Origin of the sequence: Streptosporangium minutum, assembly GCF_002149035.1 — a bacterium.
GTDB classification, from domain to species: domain Bacteria; phylum Actinomycetota; class Actinomycetes; order Streptosporangiales; family Streptosporangiaceae; genus Streptosporangium; species Streptosporangium minutum.
In genome coordinates, this window is record NZ_NGFP01000018.1 from 41062 (window position 1) to 62740 (window position 21679).

Annotated in this window: 15 protein-coding genes and 1 pseudogene; 7 read left to right on the forward strand and 9 right to left on the reverse strand. The window is 71.8% G+C overall.

The features are described 5' to 3' along the window. Position 1 precedes the first annotated feature (1 nt). The 5 genes from CA984_RS06455 to CA984_RS06475 are packed head-to-tail and all read left to right on the forward strand — an operon-like array spanning position 2 to position 6693. Positions 2-952 carry an ABC transporter permease gene (locus tag CA984_RS06455; protein WP_086569232.1) on the forward strand — a complete coding sequence of 317 codons (951 nt, stop codon included), beginning with the start codon at positions 2-4 and terminating at the stop codon, positions 950-952. Then, positions 949-1803 (forward strand): ABC transporter permease, encoded by an 855-nt coding sequence (locus CA984_RS06460; RefSeq protein ID WP_242675777.1) that lies wholly within the window; start codon positions 949-951, stop codon positions 1801-1803. Before CA984_RS06455 ends, CA984_RS06460 begins: the two co-directional genes overlap by 4 nt. Beyond that, the gene (locus tag CA984_RS06465; protein WP_086569234.1) at positions 1800-3566 is read left to right on the forward strand and encodes a dipeptide ABC transporter ATP-binding protein; all 1767 of its coding nucleotides are present in this window, start codon (positions 1800-1802) and stop codon (positions 3564-3566) included. The genes CA984_RS06460 and CA984_RS06465 overlap by 4 nt, the downstream gene beginning before the upstream one ends. Continuing rightward, complete coding sequence (locus tag CA984_RS06470) at positions 3554-5101, forward strand: N-acyl-D-amino-acid deacylase family protein (protein ID WP_086569236.1); 1548 nt, start codon at positions 3554-3556, stop codon at positions 5099-5101. The genes CA984_RS06465 and CA984_RS06470 overlap by 13 nt, the downstream gene beginning before the upstream one ends. Further along, a complete protein-coding gene (locus tag CA984_RS06475; RefSeq protein WP_086569237.1) occupies positions 5098-6693 on the forward strand; it encodes a PucR family transcriptional regulator in 1596 nt (531 codons plus the stop codon). Before CA984_RS06470 ends, CA984_RS06475 begins: the two co-directional genes overlap by 4 nt. 114 nt (positions 6694-6807) lie before the next feature. Here CA984_RS06475 and CA984_RS06480 read toward each other — a convergent pair whose 3' ends face one another. From CA984_RS06480 to pgfA (CA984_RS06490), 3 genes are all read right to left on the reverse strand, one after another. Next, entirely contained in the window at positions 6808-7920 is a 1113-nt protein-coding gene (locus CA984_RS06480) for an NAD(P)H-dependent flavin oxidoreductase (protein WP_086569239.1), read from the reverse strand. 119 nt (positions 7921-8039) lie between these two features. Continuing rightward, positions 8040-8912, reverse strand: a complete 873-nt coding sequence (locus CA984_RS06485) for a decaprenyl-phosphate phosphoribosyltransferase (RefSeq protein WP_423229289.1) — start codon at positions 8910-8912, stop codon at positions 8040-8042. Positions 8913-9133: 221 nt separating this feature from the next. Then, entirely contained in the window at positions 9134-10051 is a 918-nt protein-coding gene (gene pgfA / locus CA984_RS06490; protein WP_086569241.1) for a cell envelope lipid trafficking protein PgfA, read from the reverse strand. Between the two features lie 139 nt (positions 10052-10190). On the opposite strand from pgfA (CA984_RS06490), the gene CA984_RS06495 reads away from it, so the two are divergent. Continuing rightward, positions 10191-11387, forward strand: coding sequence for an acyltransferase family protein (locus CA984_RS06495; RefSeq protein WP_086569243.1), 1197 nt, complete (start codon positions 10191-10193; stop codon positions 11385-11387). Here CA984_RS06495 and CA984_RS06500 read toward each other — a convergent pair. Further along, the gene (locus tag CA984_RS06500) at positions 11384-13294 is read right to left on the reverse strand and encodes a hypothetical protein (protein ID WP_086569245.1); all 1911 of its coding nucleotides are present in this window, start codon (positions 13292-13294) and stop codon (positions 11384-11386) included. The genes CA984_RS06495 and CA984_RS06500 overlap by 4 nt on opposite strands. Before the next feature lie 64 nt (positions 13295-13358). On the opposite strand from CA984_RS06500, the gene CA984_RS06505 reads away from it, so the two are divergent. Next, positions 13359-14159 (forward strand): class I SAM-dependent methyltransferase, encoded by an 801-nt coding sequence (locus tag CA984_RS06505; RefSeq protein WP_086569247.1) that lies wholly within the window; start codon positions 13359-13361, stop codon positions 14157-14159. 59 nt (positions 14160-14218) lie between these two features. On the opposite strand, the gene pgfA (CA984_RS06510) is transcribed toward CA984_RS06505, so the two are convergent. From pgfA (CA984_RS06510) to CA984_RS06525, 5 genes and pseudogenes are all read right to left on the reverse strand, one after another. Then, entirely contained in the window at positions 14219-15172 is a 954-nt protein-coding gene (pgfA, locus tag CA984_RS06510; protein ID WP_165781129.1) for a cell envelope lipid trafficking protein PgfA, read from the reverse strand. Next, positions 15169-19305 (reverse strand): alpha-(1->3)-arabinofuranosyltransferase domain-containing protein, encoded by a 4137-nt coding sequence (locus CA984_RS06515; RefSeq protein ID WP_242675780.1) that lies wholly within the window; start codon positions 19303-19305, stop codon positions 15169-15171. Before CA984_RS06515 ends, pgfA (CA984_RS06510) begins: the two co-directional genes overlap by 4 nt. Before the next feature lie 8 nt (positions 19306-19313). Then, a complete protein-coding gene (locus CA984_RS06520) occupies positions 19314-20633 on the reverse strand; it encodes a glycosyltransferase family 4 protein (RefSeq protein ID WP_242675781.1) in 1320 nt (439 codons plus the stop codon). Positions 20634-20770: 137 nt separating this feature from the next. Beyond that, positions 20771-20902, reverse strand: coding sequence for a hypothetical protein (locus tag CA984_RS48585; protein WP_269323798.1), 132 nt, complete (start codon positions 20900-20902; stop codon positions 20771-20773). 133 nt (positions 20903-21035) lie between these two features. Then, positions 21036-21679 (reverse strand): annotated as a pseudogene (locus tag CA984_RS06525) (hypothetical protein); the annotation flags it as partial.

Consider the following 21679-nt stretch of genomic DNA (forward strand, 5'->3'; position numbering starts at 1 on the left):
GATGGACTTCGCCAAGGTGGCGGCCAAGCGGCTGGGCGCGGTGGTGGTACTGCTGCTGACGCTGTCCGTGCTCACCTACGCGCTACTCGCCCTCGCGCCGGGCGGGCCCGAGGAGGCGCTGCTGGGCGATCGGGCCTCCACGCCCGAGACGAGGGCGGCGATCCGCGCGCTGTACCACCTGGACGAGCCCTTCCCCGTGCGTTACTGGGAGTGGCTGACCGGGGCGCTGTCGGGAGACTTCGGCAGCTCCATCTACTTCCGGCAGCCGGTGTTGTCGGTGATCGGCGATCGGCTGCCGGTCACCACGACCCTGGCCGGTTTCGCGATCCTGCTGACCCTGGCCGTCGGCATCCCGGCGGGACTGGCGGCCGGCCTGCGCCGCAGCGGTGTCCTGGACCAGGGCATCACCTTCAGCACCCTGGTCGCGCTGGCCTTCCCGCCGTTCGGAATCGCGCTAGTCCTGCTGTACACCTTCGGGGTGGCGCTGCAGTGGGTGCCGATCTACGGCTCCGACCAGATCAGCAACTACGTCCTGCCGGCGACCGCCCTGGCCATGGGCCAGACGGCCATCGTGATCCGGCAGACCAGGGCCGCGGCCTTGGACGTCGGCGGCCAGGACTACGTCACCTTCGCCAAGGCCAGAGGGCTGCCGCGGCTGCGGATCTGGGGCAGCTACTCGCTGCGCAACGCCGCTCTGCCGGTGCTCACCGTCGCGGGGCTACTGGCCGCGGGGAACCTGACCGGCGCGGTCTTCGTGGAGCAGGCCTTCAGCCTGCCCGGCCTCGGAAGCCTGCTGATCCAGGCCGTCAACCAGAAGGACATCCCCTTGGTACAGGCACTGGTCCTGCTCGGCGGCGCCGTCGTGATCGCGGTGAACCTGCTCGTCGACCTCGCCTACATGGTGGTCGACCCGCGCGTCAGGCACGGCGCCTCCACGAGGGCGGAGGCGTGAGCGCCGTGGCGGCACCGGTCGCAGGAAGCAGGATCGCGCCCCGCCGGGTGCCGGGCCTGATCTCCCTGGTCGTGCTGGTGGTCATCGCGCTGGTGACGCTGCTCGGCCCATGGCTGGCGCCCTACGACCCCGGCGCCCAGAACGCCGCACTCGGCGCCGTGGGACCGGGCGCCGACCATCTGCTCGGCACCGACAACCTCGGCCGCGACGTGTTCTCACGGCTGCTGGCCGGGGCGCGCACCGCACTGATCGGCCCGATCTTCATCGCTGCCGGGACCACCGCGCTGGGCACCACGCTGGGCCTGCTCGCCGGGTTCCGGCGGGGCTGGCTGGACGCGATCATGATGCGGCTGACCGACCTGATGTTCGCGCTGCCAGGGCTGCTCATCCTCATCGTGGTGGTCGGGATCGCGGGCGGGTCGTACGTCACGGCGGTGGTCGCACTCATCGTGCTCGGTGCCCCCGTCGACATCAGGGTGATCCGCAGCCTCGCGCTCAGCCAGCGGGAACTGGCCTACGTCGACGCCGCGCGCACGATGGGGCTGTCCGACCGGCGGATCATGTTCCGCCACGTGCTGCCCAACCTGGCGCCAACCGTGACCTCCAACCTGCTGCTCAGCTTCGTCTTCGCGCTGATCGCCCTGTCAGGCCTGTCCTTCCTGGGGATCGGGCTGCCGGCCGGCACCCCGGACTGGGGGCTGATGATCCAGGAGAACCGGACGATCCTCGACCTCAACCCATGGGCCGCGGTGGCGCCCGTCCTGCTCATCACGATCACGGCGGTGGCGGCCACGATCCTGGGCGACAAGGTCTTCGAGCGCCTCAGCGCCGGGAAGGAACTCACCGCATGAGAGACGAGCTGCTCAGGGTCAGCGGGCTCACCGTCAGCCTCGCGGGCCGCCGGATCGTCGACGACGTCGACCTGGTGGTCGGCTCCGGCGAGACCGTGGGCCTGGTCGGCGAGTCAGGCAGCGGGAAGTCGCTGACCGCGCGGGCGGTCGCCGGTCTCCTGCCGCCGACGCTGACCGCAGGCGGTTCTGTACGGTTCTCCGGGACCGAGCTGATCGGCGCTTCGGAACGGGTGCTCCGCAAGTTCCGCGGCCGGCGGGTAGGGCTGCTCATGCAGGACCCGTTCGCGATGCTCAACCCGCTGTTGACCGCCGGCGCCCACATCGCGGAGTCGCTGCCGCGCGGAACCAGGCGCGACAGGCAGGAGGTCGTCCGCCGCCTCGCCGAGGTCGGCATCACCAACCCCGATGTGGCGTACCGTTACCCCTTCCAGCTTTCCGGCGGCATGCGGCAGCGGGTTGCCATCGCCGCCGCCCTCGCAGGTGACCCGGAGCTGCTCATCGCCGACGAGCCCACCACGGCGCTCGACGCGACCATCCAGCATGAGATCATGCAGCTCCTGGCCCGCATCCAGGAGTCCCGTGGCATGGCGGTGCTCCTGATCACCCATGACCTGCGGGTGGCCTTCCAGCTCTGCGACCGGGTGCAGGTCATGTACGCCGGTCGAGTCCTCGAATCAGGGGCGAGCAAGGCTCTGGCCACCGGTCCCGGGCATCCCTACACCCTCGGCCTGATCAGCGCCCTGCCGGCCGTGGAACGCACTGCCGTCCGGCTGGAGGGCATTCCGGGCTCGGTCCCCAGGGCCGCGGACGTCGCCTGCCAGTGCGCCTTCGCCGACCGGTGCGGTCAACGGCAGGACGACTGCCTCACTGAGCGGCCGCCGCTGCGGCTGCTGGACTCCGGCCGGCTGACGGCCTGCCGATACGACGTGGCCCCTGCCGCGTCAGTCGCCGCGCCGCCGAGTGTGCCCTCCGCGAGGAAGTCCTCCGCGAACGGCCCGCTGCTGCTGGTCGAAGGCCTGCGTAAAAAGTACGGCCAGGCCGTCGCGCTGGATGGCGTGGATCTGCGGATCGAACCGGGAGAGCGCCTCGGGCTGGTCGGCGAGTCGGGCTCGGGCAAGACAACGCTGGCCCGCTGCCTGCTCGGCCTGGTCGACCCCAGCGGCGGCAGCATCCAGCTCGGCGGCATGGACACCACGCGGCTGCGGCACCTGCCCGCCGCGCGGCAGCGTGAGATACGGCCCCTGGTGCAGTGCGTCTTTCAGGACCCGTCCACCTCCCTCAACCCGGCCATGACGGTCGGTGCGACCCTGGCCGAGGCAGCCGCCCTGGCTGCGGAGCAGGACCGGCGCCCGGTCGGCGAGGTGCTGGAGCTGGTCGGCCTGCCGAGCGGTTACGCCAAGCTGCGGCCGCATCGGCTGTCGGGCGGGGAGAAGCAGCGGGTGGCCATCGCCCGAGCTCTCGCGGTTCGCCCGGCGCTGCTGATCTGCGACGAGCCGACCGCCTCGCTGGACGTGTCGGTGCAGGCCCACATCCTTGAGCTGTTGCGTACCGTCAACTCAGAGCTGGGGACGGCGCTGCTGTTCGTTACACACGACCTGGCCGTTGTCCGGCAGGTCACCGACCGCATCGTGGTACTGCTGCACGGCAAAGTGATCGAGACCGGTGTCACCGCGTCCGTTCTGGACTCACCCGGCCATGATTACACCCGCCGGCTCGTCGCCTCGGTGCCGACATTCACGGGAAGTGACGCATGCACGATCTGATCCTGACCGGCGGCCAGGTCCACGACGGATTCGCAAACCCGCCCATCACCGCCGACGTCGCCGTCTCGGCAGGCCGGGTGACCGCCGTCGGCACCGGGCTCGGGCCGGCCAGGCGAACGGTCGACGTGGACGGGCTGGTCGTAGCGCCCGGTTTCGTGGATCCGCACAGCCACTCGGACAGCGTGCCGTTCCTGCCGGACGCCCAGCCGTTCAAGCTGTTCCAGGGAGTGACCACGGAGATCGTCGGCAACTGCGGCTTCTCCATGGGGCCTGCCGACCCGGCCACGGCGGGGCTGGCCCCGGTCAGCCTCGGGGAGCAGACGTTCGCGACGTTCGCCGAGTACCTGGATGCCGCTGAGGCGGCAGGGCCGAGCAACCACCTCGCCGCGATGGTCGGGCACAACACGGTGCGGCTGATGGTCGCGGGCATGGATCGGGAGCTGCCACCCGGCGGGCTGGACACGATGTGCGCGCATGTGGAAGAGGCGTTCAGGGCGGGAGCCTGCGGGTTCTCCAGCGGGCTGGAGTACGTGCCCGGCGCCTACGGCGACAGGGCGGAGCTGGTCGCCCTCGCGCTGGTCGCCCACCGGTACGGCGGGGTCTACGCCACCCACAGCCGCAGCGAGAGCGAGGGTCTCGCCGACGCGCTCGACGAGGCGATCGAGGTGGCCAGGTCCTCCGGCATCAGGTTGCAGGTGTCGCACTGCAAGGCGTCCGGGCGTGCCGTACACGGGTCAGCAAAGATGATCCTGGACAAGCTGGCCCAGGCCAGGCGCCAAGGCGTGGACGTCCGCGGCGACCAGTACCCCTATCAGGCGTTCGCCACCGGCCTGGCCGCGATGCTGCCTCCCGAGGCCTGTGAGGGCGGGATCGGCGCGATGCGGGCCAGGCTGGCCGACCCCGCCACCAGGGCCGCGCTGCTGGCCACGGCCGAGGGGCCGTCAGGGGCCGGCGTCGGGCTGTGGCGCGAGCTCCACCCCGAGGACCTGCAGATCCTGGAGCACACTGACCCGGCGGTGGCCGGCCGGACCCTGGCGCAGGTGCTGAACGGGCGCGAGCCCTGGGACGCGCTGTGCGACCTGCTGATCGCCGACCCCCACGCGGCCACCGTGTGCCACACCATGCACGAGGACGACGTACTCGCGATCATGGCGGACCCGCTGGTGGCGATCGGGTCGGACAGCGGCCTGCCGTTCGGGCCGAACCACCCGCGCACCTTCGGCACCTTCCCCCGGTTCCTCGGCGACTACGTCCGCGGCCAGAGCGTGGTGGGGCTGGCCGAGGCCGTCCGCAAGGTCACCTCCGCCACCGCCACCCAGTTCGGCCTGACCGACCGGGGCTGGCTCGGGCCGGGGGCCGCAGCCGACCTGGTGGTCTTCGACGCGGCCGCGATCGGCCACGCCGGTACCTACGAGCGGCCGGACATCCGTCCGACCGGGATCGTGCACGTCCTCCTTGAGGGCGAGCCCGTGATCGTCGACGGCGAGTTCAGCGGGGTACGGCGCGGCCGGATGCTCCGGCCAGGGCGCCGATGAGCATCCCGGCCGGCGTCACACTGGGTGTGCTCCTGGACAGCCTGGGAGCCGACCTGGTGCGCCCGCTGACGTTGCCGTGTGGCAGGGACGTGCCGATCGGTTCGCCCAGCATCCACGACCCGGATCAGACAGGGGTGGGGCTGGTCGGCGGGGTGTTGCTGGTTCCCGGCAGGCCCACGGCCAAGCTGCTGGACTGGGCGGCCGAGCACCAGGTCGCGGCCGTGGTGCTGCGGGGAGAGGCGGCCGATCCGAAGCCGCTGGTGGCGGCGGCTGTGCGCGCCGGCGTGGCCCTGCTGCGCTGTTCCGAAGAGGTCGGCTGGGGACAGCTGTACACCCTGATCAGCACCCTTCAGGCGATCACCGGCCCGGTCTCGGAGCCCGAGGGGCGGTACCCGACCGATCTGTTCGCGCTGGCCAACGACATCGCCGTGCGTGCCGGTGGAGCGGTGGCCATCGAGGACCTGTCGATGCGGGTGCTCGCCTACTCCACCATCCCCTGGCAGGAGGTGGATGACATGCGGCGCGCCGGGATTCTCGGCCGCCGGGTGCCTGATCATCCCGCGCACGCGGAGGAGTACACCATCGTGCTCCGTTCGGAGACCGCGGTCTGGAGCTACGAGCCGCGTGAGTACCGGCCGAGGCTGGCCATCGCGGTGCGCGACCGCGGTGAGGCGCTCGGCAGCATCTGGGTGCTGCTGGGAGACCAGCCGCTCGCCCCCGACGCCGAGAAGGTGCTGGCCGAGGGCGCCCGCCTGGCCGCGCCGCATCTGGCCCGCTTCAGTCTGGCGACAAACAACGAGCGGCGGCTGCGGGCGGAACGGCTGAGCCGGCTGCTCAAGGGCGTGGGCTCCACCAAGGAACTGGCCGACTCCCTCGGCCTGGTGGCCGACGCCCCCGCGACCGTGGTGGTGGCCGGCAGGGCGGGCGACCCGCCCGCCGACCGGCCGCGCGGGATGTCGGCCGAGTCGGCCGCCGCGTACGTCGGCGACCTGCTGCGGGCAGGGCTGGCGGCCTACCGGCTACGGGCGGCAGCGGGTTCGCAGGACGCGCACGCGGTGGCTGTGGTCGGCGCCGCGGGGGACGCCCCGGTACTGGAGTCGATCATCGCGACTGTCCTGGCCCATGCCGGAGACCAGTTCGGTGGCGAGTGGCGTGCCGGGTTCAGCCGGCTCCTGCACGACCTGTCCGATGCGCCCGCCGGGCTGAACCAGGCGCGACAGGCCCTCGACGTGGTTTGCGGCCCCTTCGGGAAGGGGCTCATCGGCCGGCACGAGACGGTGGCCGCGCCCCTGTTCCTCCTCGATGTGTTCCGTGCCATGCGGTTCCTGCCGGCGCTGGAGGCGGAGCCGCTGTCGGCGGTGCTCGACCACGATGCCAGACACGGCACCGACTACGTCAGAACGCTGCGCTGCTGGATAGCCGCCAACTACGACGTCCCGCGCGCCGCCGAAGCGCTGGTACTGCACTCCAACACCCTTCGCCACCGGCTGCGGCGGCTGACGGAGGTGATCGACCTCAGCGACCCCGACCTGCGACTGGCGCTCGCCCTGCAACTGCGGCTTCAGGAGATCAGCACAAAGTCGGCCGAGTGACTTTGGGGCACGGCCAACGGGGAACGGGCTCTGCGACCGTTCCGGGCCGGCCGCTCCCATGGCTCAGCTTCCTGACATCGCGGCTTGGTTTTCCGACAAAAGGCGAACCCCGGCCTACTCCTCAGTAAGGCGCCCCAGGCGTTCGGTGGCCTCGATGTACTGCTCGACCATCGTGAAGACGACGTCCTTGGCCGGCCTCACCTGGTTCATGGTCCCGATGATCTGACCGGCCGGGAAGGTGGCCAGTTCGGCGGCGTCGGACCGGCCGATCCTCCGCAGCGCGTCGGAGACCAGCATGAACTGCAGCGGCATCGGAAGCGTGCCGGGCGAGTCCGCGGCCTCCCAGGCGTCGGTCCACTCGTTCTTGAGCAGCCGGGCCGGCTTGCCCGTCCACGAGCGCGAGCGCACGGTGTCGCGGGAGGTGGCCTCCAGGATCCGCCGCCTGGCCATCTCGGGGGTGTCGGCCTCCTCGACGGTCAGCCAGATGGACCCGGTCCACACGCCCTCGGCGCCGAGCGCCAGACCCGCCGCCATCTGGCGCCCGTCGCCGATGCCGCCGGCGGCCAGCACCGGCACGTCCACCGCGTCCACGACCTGCGGGATGAGCACCATCGTGGAGATCTCACCGGTGTGCCCGCCCGCCTCGGTGCCCTGGGCGACGACGATGTCCACGCCGACCTCGACCTGCTTGACCGCGTGCCGCGGGGTGGACGCCAGCGCCGCCACCTTCACCCCCCTGGCGTGGGCCAGCTCGACCACGTCGGCGGGCGGCGGGCCGAGGGCGTTGGCCAGCAGCGCGATCGGGTGCCTCAGCGCCACCTCGACCTGCGGCCGGGCGGTGGCGTCGGTCCAGCCGAGCAGGACCTTGCCGGCGTCGGAGCCGGACAGCTCCGCGACGCCGTGCGCGGCCAGCAGGTCGTCGACGAATTTGCGGTGGCCGTCGGGGATCATCCCCTGGAGCCGTCCCACCAGGTCCTCGGCGGAGTCGACGCCCAGGTCGGCGCCCTCGTAGGAGGCGGGCATGACCACGTCGACACCGTACGGCCTGCCGTCGACGTGGTCGTCGATCCACTTGAGCTCCATCTCGAGCTCTTCCGGGGTGAAGTAGAGGGCGCCGAGGACGCCCATCCCGCCGGCGCGGCTGACCGCGGCGACGACATCCCGGCAGTGGCTGAACGCGAAGATCGGGAGCTCGATCCCGAGCATGTCCGTGACACGTGTCCGCATGCGCCCACGGTACGGCCCGCACCCAGCAAACTGCAACGCGTTCTAATCTAGAATATTTCGTCGGTACTGACGGGTCCCTATAGGGAGAACGCGTTTCAGCGAGGCATCCCGCAGGAAGGTCATGTCAGGTAGATCCCGATGACGAGCGGGACGAGGAGCAGCGCGACGAACACCTGCGTGGGCCGGTCGTGCAGGGCGAGTTCCTCGGGCTCCTCCCCCACGCCCCGGTCCACCAGCAGGTTGTGCCGCAGGACGATGAGGACGAAGGGCACGATGCTGATCCCGTAGAACAGCCCGGCGCGTTCGTTGAGCGCCCACAGACAGTAGGTCACGATCATGGCGCCGGACGACATCGCGCGGACGCCTGCCAGGTAGCCGGGGGTGTAGGCGGCCAGGATGGCCCGCGCGGAGCCACCGCCGGAGGCGCGCAGCTCGGCCTCGCGCTTGCCCGCCACGAGCTGGAGCGAGCCGAGCGAGACCACCACGAGGAACCAGCTCGTCACCGGCACGTCCACGGCGACCGCCCCGGCGAAGGCGCGGACCACGTGGCAGCCCGCGACCGCGACCAGGTCCACCACCGCCTGGTGCTTGAGCCAGTAGGTGTAGGAGAAGGTCAATGCCAGGTATCCGGCGACGACGGCCGGCAGCCGCCAGTCGCCGGACAGGGCGGCGAGCGCCGGGGCCAGCGCCACGAGTACGGCTCCGATGACCCGCGCGAGCCGTACCGGGACCAGACCCGCCGCGATCGGGCGGTGGCGCTTGCGCGGGTGACGGCGGTCGGCCGCGACGTCGGCGGCGTCGTTGAGCAGGTAGGTGCCGCTCGCGGCCACGCAGAACGCCGCGAAGGCGATCAGCGCGCCCAACGCCCCCTGGGCGGTCACCAGCACGCCGGCCGTCGTCGGGGCCGCGAAGACCAGGGCGTTCTTCAGCCACTGGCGCGGGCGGCAGGCCCGCAGGAGGGCCATGGGCGAGATCCCCCAGCCGGTGCGCACGGCCGCCGGCGCATCCGCCGGCGGCCGCGCGGCCACCGCTTCCCCGTTCACGGGATCGCGGCCCGCCGGAACCCGGCCGCCGGAGCCCGCCGCGTCCCGGCCCGCCAGAACCCGGCCGTCAGAGCCCATCGTGTCCTGACCCGCCAGAACCCGGTCGTCGGAGCCCGCCGCGTCCCGGTCCGCCGGGCCCCGCTCACCGAAGCCCACCGGCTCGCGGCTCGTCAGGCCCTGGCGGTGCGACGGATCGCGACGAACCCGCCGACCAGCAGGACGAGACCCACCAGGAGCAGGATCACCGGGATCGTCACCTTGATCAGAGTGATCTGGCTCTTGCTCTCGGTGGCGTTCTGCACCAGGTCGTCGACCGTCTCGGGGGTCATCTTGGCCGTCGCCGCGAAGGCGGTGATGCTGTGGGCGCCGTCCTGGGTCTTGAGGATGTCGTGCCGCTGCTGCTCCTGCTTGACCGGGGAGCCGGTCGTGGGCTCGATCCAGAACGTGTTCTTGCCTTCGTAGAACCGGTCAACCTGGACGTCACCCGTCGTCTCCGACACTCCCATGATCGAAGCGGGGACGGTACGGGTCTCGGTCTTCGTCGACGGGGCCACCTGCTCGAACTTGTAGGCCGGCAGCCCGTTGACGTTCTCCTCGCCGACGAACTTGGCGTCGAAGGCCATGCCGGCGGTGGAGTTGAAGACCTTGTAGGTCTTCTTCTCGACGTCGAAGGGGAACTTGTAGATCTGGCCCTCAAGCTTGCTGGGCTTCTTGTCGACGTTCACCGCGCAGCAGTTGACGCCCTCGCCGGTGAACTTGTTGAAGGCGCTGCGCCGCTCGCCGAACGAGACGTCCGGGTTTCCGTTGGTCACGTCGTTCACCGCGGTGAACTCGTCCCATACGACCCTGTCGCCCTGGGCCTGGGACACATCTCCCCGCGTGGTCACCGTGATGCCGAGGTCACCGGTCAGCACCTTGAGAGCCTTGGGGTAGAAATACTGGGCCCCCTGGGCCTCCAGCTTGCTGACACCGTACTGCGCGGCCGGAGCCGCGATCAGGCTGCCTCCGACCTGGAAGCGCACAAGCGGTGCCAGCACGATGAGGAACGCCCCGACGGCTACGAGGACTACTCCGATGATCCGGGTCATCTACCCTCCTGGGGGATTACTGCTTTGGGGGGTTAGGGGGAGATTTGTGGATTAACAAAGCTACTGGCCGGTATGTTAAGTGCCGAGAGTGACCGGCGTCACCGGGGGATGCGGAAAAGTGACCGAAACAGGTTCTAGATTGAACTCCCTCGCCCGGCAGTCCCCTCCGGAGGTCGACGGCCATCTGGACACCCTCGACGGCGTGCGCGCCATCGCCTCGTTCGCGGTGCTCGTCTTCCACGTCGCGAGCGAGTCCGGCGCCGCGATGCGCGACGGCTTCGGCGGCGCGCTGCTCTCCCGCGGCGACGTGGCCGTGCCGATCTTCTTCGCGCTCTCCGGGCTGCTGCTCTACCGGCCCTACGCCGCCTCGCTGCTGCGCGGGGACGCCCCCGTCCGCACCCGCGCCTACCTGTGGAAGCGGGCCGTGCGCATCCTGCCCGCCTACTGGCTGGTGGTCGTCACCGCGCTGCTCATCTGGTCGGGAGAGCACCTGTCCGACGGCTGGACCTGGCTCAAGCTCCTCACCCTGGGACATATCTACGGCATCGACCAGAACTGGTTCGGTCTGGGCCCCAAGGGCCTGGGCCAGATGTGGAGCCTGTCGGTGGAGGTGGCGTTCTACGTCATGCTCCCCCTGCTCGCAGCGGGACTGGCGGCCTTCGCCCGGCGCGGCGGTGATGACGTGCGCCGGCGGGCCCGGCGGCTGCTGGCCGGTCTGGGGGCGCTGGCCGCGGTCTCCTACGCCTGGACGGTAGTGGTCTATTACCCGGACTACCGGCCCCACCTGAACATCTGGCCGCCCCGGTCCATGGTCTTCTTCGCTGCGGGCATGGCCCTGGCCGTGCTCGTCGCCTGGGCGCACGCCGAGACGGGTGACGACGGCCCGGCCCGCCGGTTCACCCGGGGAGTGGCCGCCTCACCGGGCTCGTGGTGGCTGGTCGCCGCCATGGCCTACGCCGTGGCGGCCTCCCCCGTGACCGGCAGCCGCTTCCTCGGTGTCGACGGCGTCTGGTCGGGCCTGTTCGAGCTGAGCCTCTACACGGTCGTGGCCCTCTGCCTGATCACGCCGGCCGCGCTACCGCCTCCGGGCGACTCCGTCGTCAAACGCGTGCTGGCCAACCGGGTGATGCGATTCCTCGGCCGTGTCTCCTACGGCGTCTTCCTCTGGCAGTTCGTAGTGATCTACGCCTGGTACGAGTTCACCGGGCAGGAGCCGTTCTCCGGTGACTTCCTCGGCAACCTGGTGGCCATCACCCTCATCACGCTGGCCATGGCCGTGCTGACCCACCGGTTCGTCGAGCGTCCCGCCCGCCGCCTCAACCACCTCGTGCGCTAGTCCTCATCCGGTCCGGGCGATGGAGGGAGACCGGGAGGCCGCTCACCCTCGGCGATCGGAGCGCCCAGCGCCACACCCGTCAGGCAGACCTGCGCGGCCGGGTCGTCTATGACGATCCGCACACCCGTGCCGGCCGCCCGCATCGGAAAGTGCACGAGATCACCGGCCGACTTCCTCAGGCCGACCACGAGCCGCTCCGCGCCGACCTCGACGGTCACCGAGGACGCCCGCCCGGCCGTGTAGGACAGTGAGCCCGCGGTGATCGGCCCGCCCCTGGAGACCACGTCGGGGAAGACCACCGCGCCGCCGGTCACCGGCAGGCAGCGCCGGCCCTGCGGCGCGGGCTGGAAGAAGCCGAAGATGCTCATCCGCCTCAGCCTGCCGTCCTTGCCGAAGACCTTCCCGTCGTGGGTGGACTCGGGGTTGGCCATCCTGACCCGCAGGATCGGGCGGGCCAGCGGGGCGAGCACGTGGTGGCTGAACCGCCGGTCATCGAACCACGGCCCCATGATGTCGCCCGGCACCGGGGTCGGGTAGATCACGATGTCGTCCGGCGCGGCGGCGAGTTCCGCCTTGACGGTGTCGAGGTAGGCCCGGACCCGGTCACCGCTGAGGGTCGCCCGATAGGCCTCGATCGAGATCACCGATGCCACCAGATAGGCGCCGGCGGCCAGGACGGCGGCCAGGGCGAGCGGAGACCGCCCGGGAAGCGACCGGCGGTAGGCGTCTTTCTCTCCCTCCGCGGGCAGTAGCGCGAACCCCAGGCAGACCATGAGGACCACGACGGCGTCGGTCACGTAACGGGGCTCCGCACCGCTCACGAACGCAGAACTTCCCCGGGCGATCACCGTGGGGACGGCGTCGACGATCAGCAGGTGACCCGCCAGGATCATCCACGCTCGTGACGCCCTCCGCCGGTAGACGACAGTGGCCCCCACCAGGGTCGCGACGATCAGCCAGGAGACCACGACCATGGCGTCGGAAGGGCCCGCGCTCCCACCGGTCGCATTGACCGGCGCCCAGGTGAACGGGCCGCCGACCGCTCCGCTGGGGAAGGTGCGGCCCAGCATGGTCCTGACCATGTCCAGCGCGAGGCCGGGCCGGGGGACCGCCGCGCCCTCGCCGAAAGCGGTCTGCCCGCGTACGAGGTAGATCACCGCGTAGACGGCCATCACCGCCACGTGCGCGCCCCAGATCCGCCGGTGCCGCCGGAGCTCGTGGACCATGGACCGGAGCCAGCCGATCCCCCGGCCGCCCAGGAAGGCCGTGGTGATGGCGAACAGCAGGAAGCCGACGAAGACACCCTTGGTGCTGAAGGCCATGCCGGCCACGCACCACATCAGAGCGAGCCGGCCGTACCGGACTCCCTCGCCCCGCGCGAACCGGACCTGGGCGGTGAGCGCCAGCACCATCGCGAGCTGGAGCGGGACCGCGTTGATCGCCGCCGCCCACCAGCCGAACGCCGGGATGGTCAGCGGGCAGAACAACAGCACCGTCAGCGGCAGCAGGATCGCCGGACGGGTGCCGAACAGCGATCTGAGGAGCCGCAGCGCCAGAACGCTGAGCAGCACCTGGGCGAGAAAGGTGACGCCGGCCGCCAGCAACCAGTCATAGGCGGCGATACGCGACAGCACCCAGGTCAACGTGAGCGCGCCGGGCATGAAGTGACCGTTGTGGACCCGGGTCACGGAGTCGAGGGTGAGGCCGCTCTCGTAGGCGTTGCCGACGAAGGTCAGATCGTCCTCGACGAAGTAGGAGTCGCCGAGGATCAGCGCGCGCAACGCGAGCGAGACCACGATGAGCAGCACGGCCCCGAGCAGCACGGGGTTGCGGAGATCCGCGGCCCGGCCGGGGAGGGGGATCCACCGCGTCGGAGACTTCGGCTGCCCGGTCCGCGTGCTCTCCATCCGTGTTCTCCTGTCCGGCGATATGGAAGATCACCCTACGGACCCGGCGGGACCGTCAGCAATAATGTGGTGTTACGATCCAGCGCAGCCCGATCCGTTCGCCGGGCGGCGAGGAGTAGCGTTGGAGACCCCGCAGGCACCGTTCCAGGCCACCCTGAGCCGGTCGGTCAGGTTGCTCGGCGCCTTCCGCAAGGAGCAGAGCGACCCGGACTTCTTCTACGGCATGCTGGCCCGCGACACCGTCGCCCAGCTGTCCGCCTACACCGCCCTGGACGGCGCGCTCGTCGCCGACATCGGCGGCGGCCCCGGCTACTTCACCGACGTGCTGCGGGCCGCGGGCGCCCGGCCCGTGTGCGTGGACTGCGACGCCGGGGAGATGATGGCCCGCCAGGGCGCGGCGCCGGAGGGCGCGGTGCTCGGCAGCGCCCTGGACATCCCGCTGGCCACCGGCTCGGTGGACGTCTGCTTCTCCTCCAACGTGCTGGAGCACGTGCCGGACCCGTGGCGGATGGGCGACGAGATGGTCCGGATCACCAGGCCGGGCGGAGTGATCTACCTGTCCTTCACCAACTGGCTCTCCCCCTGGGGCGGTCACGAGACCTCCCCCTGGCACTACCTCGGCGGTCAGCGCGCCGCCGCCCGCTACACCCGCCGCCACGGCAGACCTCCCAAGAACCTGTACGGCGCCGGCCTGTACGCCGTCTCCATCGGTGACGCCCTCCGCTGGGCCCGCCGGCAGCCCGGCGCCGAGCTTCTGGACGCCCTGCCCCGCTACCACCCTCACTGGGCCACCCGGGTCATCCGTGTCCCGGGACTGCGCGAGATCGTGAGCTGGAATCTCCTGCTCGTCCTCCGCCGCCGCTGACGGCCTCGTCCTCCGCCGCCGCTGACGGCTTCGCCGCCGGCCACCCCTGGCTTCGCCGCTCACGCGGTCTCCGCCCGCGCCCCTGCCGTCTCCGGCGCGGCGGACTCCGGCGCGCGCAGCCGTACGGCGAGCAGACCCAGGCCGAGTCCCAGCACCAGGAACGCGCCCGGCGCCAGGTCCCGGACGATGAGGGCCCATCGGGTGAAGGCGCGCGCGCCGGCGACCTGGGCCGCGACGTCCTCGGGGAACATGACCAGGTCGGCCTGGAGGCTCACCCGGCGTTCGATCCCGTCAAGGGTGCGCAGGCTCTGGCGATGCCGCTCCCCCACCTTCACCGTCAGGCCGCTCTCCGGCTCGACCCAGAGCGTCCGGGTCACCTCGGCATAACGGGAGACGCCGGTGGTGCGCCGCTCCGGCAGGCCGACGGCCTTGCCGGGAACGTCCCAGGGAGCGTCCCCGATCTCGATCGGGCCCGCCGTGTAGGTGTAGCGATAGGTCCGCAGTCCTTCCACCTCCTCCTCCCGCTCGAAGCGGAGGGGGATCGTCCGGCGCAGGATCGTGTCGTACATCGGATAGGAGCGCGGCTCGGCGCGGAAGGGCAGCCGGAAGGCCAGACCGGAGTGACGGGCCTGGGAGTCGTCGTCGACGTACTCCCCGCAGCAGTTGACCGCCAGGCCCGTCCTCCGGTCGAAGGCGGCCCTGCGCTCGTGGTAGTCGACACGGTTGCCCCGGGCGTAGATCGAGGTGAGCTCCGTCCACACCGCCGTGCCTTCGGTCCCGGCGCCGGGATCGCCGCTCAGCAGCGTGACCGACTCCAGGGGGACGCCGGTCCGGAGGGTGAACGTGGCGAAGTCGAAGTAGGTGGCGTTCTCCGTCGCCAGGTGGTACTCCGTGTTCTGTTCCAGCGGCAGCACGAGGGCGCTCTCGTAGACATGAAAACGGAACAGCGCCGCGAGGGTGATGAGAAAGGCCCCGGCCGCCACCGCGGCGGACCGCAGGCTCTGCGTCCTCACGAGCCCGTCCTCTCCGGCTCGGGGCTGCGCGCCAGGGCCGGGAGCGCGGGCGACGTGACAGGCCGGGGAACCGGGATCGAAGCCGCCAGCCGGCCGAGGGCGACCAGGCAGAGCACCTGCGGCACGACGCCGGAGAGCGCCTCGGAGGGCGCCCCCGCCGGGCCGTACAGCGGGCTCACCGCGAGCGCCAGACCGGCCAGGCCGAGCGGGACCGCGAGCGACCAGGGCGCGGCTGCCGCGCCCGCGAGGCCCGGCAGCAGGCCGCGGGAGTGCCTGGCCTGCGCCACGGCCTCCAGCCAGGCCCACGGGGCCAGCACCGCGACGACGATCGCCACCCCGGCGAAACCGCCGGTCCACAGTCCCACGAGCGGGGCGAGCGGCCAGACCCAGGACGCGCGGATCGTCGCGGGCGCCGTCCCCGCCGGATGCCGCACCCGCTTCCTCGCGGGCGTGAACGCCGCCGCGGCCACCAGGAACACCAGGACGAGGCCGCCGAGCAGCGCCGCGCGGTAGGCGGAGTCGGGCTCGTAGCGTATGGTCACGACGCCGGTCGCCGCGGGCACCTCCCACGCCTGCCGCCAGCCGTCCAGGCGTGCCGCGATCAGCGGCCTGCCGTTCAGAGAGGCCCGCCAGCCGCGGTTGTAGTTCTCGTTGACCACCAGGTAGGAGGGTTCCGAAGTGGCGACCCGCACGCGACGCTCCGCCTGGCCCCAGGACTCGGCGACGACGGGAGCGGCGGTGACCGTCTCCACGTCCGGGTCCGCGGACGGCCGCAGGATCAGCGACTCGACGAGGTAGGCGCCGGTGGGGGCGACGTCGACCCTCGCCGTGCCGGGGCTCAGCTCGACCGGCCGGCACGAGCGGTAGGCGAGCGGCCGTCCGTTGACCACGTCGTCCAGCGTGCCGCCCACGATCATGGTCGGTACGGCGTTGCCGTTCACGGTGAGCGCCGGACCGTAACCGCACGGCTGCCTGAGGGGGAAGGACGACAGCGACCCGAGCGGCTCGACCCTCGGGATGCTGATCTCCGCCACCTCGATCGCCCGCGTGGCGGCGGCGGTGAACCCGATCTCCAGCCTGTCGGTGCGGAGCGGTGCGAAGGCGATCCGGCCGGCGGGCCCGACCCAGCTCCGCACGGTACGGCCGCCGCCCCGTACGGTCACCCTGACCGGCGACTGTCCCAGGAACGAGTCGGGGAGGATCACCCTGAGCTGGGAGACCGTCATCTTCCTGCCGAGCTCGATGGTGAGGGTGGGGTCCGGGTCGAGGGGGTGGGCGTACCAGAGCGTGCTCAGATCACCGTCCAAGGCCGAACGCCCGAGCACGGCCGGGTGGTCGGTGGCCGTGGAGGAGGCGGTCACCTTCGGGAAGATCGAGGGAAGGGTGGTGAGCCGCCGGGCCGCGTCGGGGGAGGTCAGCACGGCCCTGCCGGTGATGTCTCGCGGACCGCCCGTCCTGACCGTGAACTCGCGGTTGAACCCGGCACCGTCCTCACCCGATATCTCCAGGCTCGGCGCGCAGGTCCACGTCGTGGACCCCCGCATGCAGGCGGGCGCCGACCCCTGGCGGGTGAACAGCACCGCGCCCGGGTCGTACTCACCCGACGCGGGGACCACGATCCTGCGCAGCGCCTTCACCCCCGGGATCCCGATCTCCGTGATGCCGACCCGGTTTCCGAGCCATGCCCCCCGCTCATCGGCCAGCTTGGTCACCCGGATCCGCAGCCAGGAACTCCTCCCGGCCGGTGGCGTGACGGGCTGCGGGTCGGCGGACGCCCTCACCGGCACCCGGCGTGTTCCCGCCGCGGTCTCGACGGAGATCTCCGTCACCGCCGGTCCGATGGTCGACTTCTCGAACGCGACGGTGATCCCGGGCACCTCGACGCTCTCGACGAAGCGCACCTCCAGCCACTCCCCGAGCGGGCCGCTCCAGCCGTCGGAGCGCCAGCCCGTGCGCAGGTCCCCGTCGAGCGCCGCGTACGGCAGCCGCCCCGGGTCGCGCTGACCGGCGACGGCCGTGACCGCCGATCCGGAGGAGGAGGCGAGCACGTCCGCGACACCGGAGTAGTCGGCCGAGGCGGTGGCCCCTTCCCATTCGGGATCGATCAGATCGGACGGCCCGTCGCGTTCCAGGAGCTGGTCCTCGGTCAGCGTGGCCGAGGCGGAACGGCGCACATCGCCGAAGACGATCTCCCGGCGGCGCAGCGTGTCGGTCATCACCGTGTTGCGCGGTGACACGATGTCGGCCTCGGGCTCGTCGCCGATCAGCGTGGGCCGGTCATCGGTCAGCAGCCCCTCCTCGGCCAGGGCGAGCGCGGCCTCCGGCGCCCCGGTCACCCGGAGCGTGCCCTCGCGGGGGACGGTGGCCACCGGCAGCGCGGGGCCGGGGACCGCGTAGACCTCCAGCGCGGGGTAGGGCTGGTCGAACCAGCCGGCGGCCGTCGAGCTGGAGGTCGTCCCCATGGCCGGTCCGAAGGCGGCGACCCGCTCCAGCCCGGTGGACTCGGCGAGTGTCTCGTGAACCCGCGCGGGCCAGGCCGTGCCGAGGGTCCCCCGCGCGAGGTCGTTGCGGACGAGCAGGTAGGTGACGCCGATCCGGCGCAGCGCGGAGGTGAGGCCGGGCGAACCCTTTCCGGTGGCGAAGCGCTCATCCACCGCCTGGAGCAGCCGGGCCAGGCCCGGCGACCCCCAGGGCACGTTGGTGTGGGCGGCCCAGCGCACGGTCAGCAGCGACTGCATGGGCTCGTCCATCGGACGCCCCCACACGTAGTCCCCCCGGCCCGCGCCCGGCGCGGCGAGCACCATCCCGTCCCCGGTGCGCTCGTTGAGCCACGTGGCGGCGTCACGCCAGTAGCCGGGCACCTCCTTGAACGCCCCGCTGGGGACGACTCCCACGGAGGCGGCGGGCAGGGCGGTGAGGAGGACGACACCGGAGGCCACCGCGCCGACGGGGACACGGAGCCGCGCCGGGGCGGTCAGCGGGAGCGCGGCCAGGCCGAGCGCGAGCGGGAGCCGTACGAGCGCGTCGAACTTGTGCAGATTCCGGAAGGGAGCGAGCGGGCCGTCCAGCAGCGCCCGTACCTGCTCGGCCCAGGGGTGGGCCAGCGCGTCGGCGTGCCCGGTGGAGATGATCACGATGCCGGCCAGCAGGGTGACGGCGAGGAAAGCCCGCTCGGGAGTGGCGCGGCCGGCGATCCCGGCGAGGCCGAGCCCCGCGACGAGTGCGGTCGCCACGATCACCCAGGGCGTGGTGGCCTGCTCGAACGCCGCGGGCAGCCACGGCCCGCCGTCCACCGGGAGGAACGAGAGCCAGCTGGAGGTGCCGCGCAGGGTGTTGATCAGCGAGGTGACCCCGGTGGTGGCGCCTGCGGTCTCGATGAACGGCAGGAACGAGAAGATGTACTGGCCCATGACGAGCAGCGGCGCCAGCCACCACATCGACACCGCCCCGACGCAGGCGAGCCACCAGCCCAGCAGCCGTCGCTTCCGCGGCCCCTTGCGCCGGGTCAGCAAATACAGCAGCGGCACGATCAGCACGGCGAGCTCGGCCACCGCGTTGATCCCGCCGGCGAACAGGAACGCCAGTGCCGAAAGGGCCGCGGCCCTGCGCGGGCTCGTCCGCGGCCCCGTGCCGTGCACGAGCGGCAGCAGGATCCAGGGCAGCACGGCGCTCGGCTGGAACTCCGAGGAGTTGACGCCGATCAGCGCGATGGCGTGCGGGGCCAGGGCGTAGGCGAGGCCGGCCAGCAGGCGCGTGGCGGGGGTGCCGACGCCCATGGCGCGGGCCACCCGCTCGACGCCGACGAAGGCGGCGCAGAGGACCAGGGTCATCCACAGGCGCTGGATGTTCCACGGAGGCATGTCCAGCGCCTGGAAGAGCGCGTAGAACGGGCCCATCGGGAACAGGTATCCGTAAGCCTGGTTCTGCAGGTGGCCGAAGAACGCGCCGTCCCACAGGTGCATCGCACGGGAGAGGAAGCCGAGGGGGTTGAGCGCCATGTCGAGCTTGGTCTCGGAGATCACCTGGCCGGGTGAGGTGTTGAACGCGATGGCTCCGAGCAGGAGGCATCCCGCCAGCAGGTTCAGCCGGTGCCGGAACCGGACGGGCCCGGCGTCCGTGCTGTCAGGGGTCAATGCTGCACTCAAGTGGGGTCGGTCTCACCTACGGCGAGACGGAGGTCGGAGGTCCAGGCCGGCGAACCCGCGGAGCTCGCGGTCCGGTGCCGGCGGCCGACCGCGGGAAGTTCCGCGGCGATGAGTCTGGTCATCGTAGCGCCGGTTCTTCCCCAGGTGAACTCGCCCGCCCAGGCTCTGCAGGCCCGCTGGATCTCCGCGCGCCGCGCCGGGTCGGCCAGCTCGGCGATCGCCCGGTCGACCACGTCGGCGAGCGCCTCGCCGTCACGGACCAGCCAGCCGGTCACGCCGTCACGGACGGAGTCGCGCAGCCCGGCGACGTCGTAGGCGACCGTGGGCACGCCGAAGGCGGCGGCCTCGATGACGGTGAGGCCCCAGCCCTCGAACTCCGAGGCGGTCACGTTCAGCAGGGCCGAGCCGAGCACGGCGTTCTTCTCCTGCTCGGTGAGGAACCCGTGCAGGTGCACGCGGCCGGCGACGCCCAGCTCGGCCGCCCTGGCCGCGAGGGCTCCGGACTCCGGGCCGCGGCCCACGACGTGCACGTGCAGGCCGGGACGGCTCTCGCCCAGATCGGCCGCCAGGCCGACGACGCGTTCGACCCGCTTGTGACCGACGAGCCTGCCCAGGTAGACCACGGAGGGGTCGCCGGGCAGGGGGTGCTGGGCGATCGAGCGGACCGCTGGGCTGCCGTTGGGCACGACCTCGATCGGGGCCAGCCAGCGCAGCCGCGTGCGGAGGTCCTCCTTGGACGACTCCGAGACCGTGATCGTGGTGCGGCGGCGGTAGAGCAGCCGTGCCACCGGTCCCTCGACGAAGCAGCCGACCCTGGCGAGCCATGCGGGGAAGAAGGCGTGGAACTGCCGGTCGTGCACGTGGTGCACCAGGCAGATCACCGCGGTACGGCGGCGCACCACGAGGGGGGAGAAGAAGGGGATGCCGTTCATCGAGTCGATGACCACGTCGAAGCGGCGGCGGCGCAGCAGGAGCCAGAGCGGCACGAGCAGGTAGACGAGGTAGCGGTTGCCCATCCTGCGCAGCTCGACGCCGTCCCACCGCTCGGTCCTGGCCTGGCCGGGCTCGCGGCTGGTCACGAAGTGGACCGAGGCGCCCTGGGCGGTGAGGTAGCGGCTGACCTGCCAGGCGTACTCCTCGGCGCCGCCCGCCACCGACTGCCGCGGCTCGCGGAAGTTCAGCACCGCCACCCGGACCCCGCGCAACGGCGCCTCGGGGTCCCGCGTGCCCCCCGGCTCCAGGTAGGGCCGGTGCGGGGTCAGCGGACGCGGTCCGGCGCTCGCGCTCCCACCGGAAAAGGCCACGGTGTCGGCCACGGTGTCTCCTCGGTCCTCTACGGCGCCGCGCGCCCGAATCGGGGCATGGCGGAGCCACACACCGTTCTGATGACTGTGCTCAGCCCCGGCGGGCTGAGGAGAACAGCGTCCGAGGGGCCGTCACGCGCCCCCTCGGATCACCTGTCGCCGTAGTTGTACAGCGGCCGGTTGGGCGGCTCCGGTGCGGGCGAGGCCACGTTGACCACTGCCACGGAGGCACCGACCGCCAGGATCGCCCCGATGGCCAGGGCTGCGATCACTCGTAACACTGAGCTCTCCCTCCAGAATCCGGACAGTGTGCCGAGAGTAGAACGTGATTCATCTCATAAGCCATAGGCTTAGTGAAACCGTGACAAAGAAAGTTACTGCCGGGTACTTCCGGGAGCTGCGGATACACCCGGCTCACAAGGGCGGATCAAGGCGGAGAAGGCGGATCTCGCGTCCCTGGAAGACGGTCACGGCATCTTGGAACGTGTTATCGCCCGCCGGCGCCAGGACGTAGCGGACCCCCAGCCCCGCCAGCGCCGTCGCCCGCCCGCCCGGACCGGCGCGCAGCGCGGCCTCCGCCGCGGCGACCGCCGGGTCCTCCGACGCGACCCGGAGCCGGCCTCCGCCGGGCAGGCCCACCAGCAACGCGTCGTTCCACAGCACCCGGCGCCGGAACATCTTGGTCGCGGGGTCGAGGACCACCCGGCGGCCGTTCCACGCGAACGCCCGGTGCGCCCCCCACGGCAGCGACAGCAGCGCACCCGGCGCCGGGTCGGCGTTCACGATCGCCTGGACCCGGCGCCACTCGTCCGGGTAGTCGACCGCCGACAGCCTGCCGAACGCGCCCAGCGCGAAGGTGGGCAGGACCAGGACCGGGACGGCCGCCGCGACCGCGACGACGGCGCGCGAGTGCCACCGCGCGACGACGGAGGCCAGGCCGACCGCCTGGAGCAGGACGAACGGGGCGAGGTAGAGCTGCCCGTCGCGCAGCGGCCCGAAGCCGGGCCACCAGGCGATCAGGCCGCCCAGCGCGCCGGGCGCGAAGACCCCCGCCAGAG

What these genes read in the sequence shown, in the direction of transcription:
- CA984_RS06505 (WP_086569247.1), top strand. Translation starts at nt 13,359, where the DNA reads ATGTGGTGTTACGATCCAGCGCAGCCCGATCCGTTCGCCGGGCGGCGA.
- CA984_RS06470 (WP_086569236.1), top strand. Translation starts at nt 3,554, where the DNA reads ATGCACGATCTGATCCTGACCGGCGGCCAGGTCCACGACGGATTCGCA.
- pgfA (WP_086569241.1), bottom strand. Translation starts at nt 10,051, where the DNA reads ATGACCCGGATCATCGGAGTAGTCCTCGTAGCCGTCGGGGCGTTCCTC.
- CA984_RS06455 (WP_086569232.1), top strand. Translation starts at nt 2, where the DNA reads ATGGACTTCGCCAAGGTGGCGGCCAAGCGGCTGGGCGCGGTGGTGGTA.
- CA984_RS06465 (WP_086569234.1), top strand. Translation starts at nt 1,800, where the DNA reads ATGAGAGACGAGCTGCTCAGGGTCAGCGGGCTCACCGTCAGCCTCGCG.
- CA984_RS06480 (WP_086569239.1), bottom strand. Translation starts at nt 7,920, where the DNA reads ATGCGGACACGTGTCACGGACATGCTCGGGATCGAGCTCCCGATCTTC.
- CA984_RS06500 (WP_086569245.1), bottom strand. Translation starts at nt 13,294, where the DNA reads ATGGAGAGCACGCGGACCGGGCAGCCGAAGTCTCCGACGCGGTGGATC.
- CA984_RS06475 (WP_086569237.1), top strand. Translation starts at nt 5,098, where the DNA reads ATGAGCATCCCGGCCGGCGTCACACTGGGTGTGCTCCTGGACAGCCTG.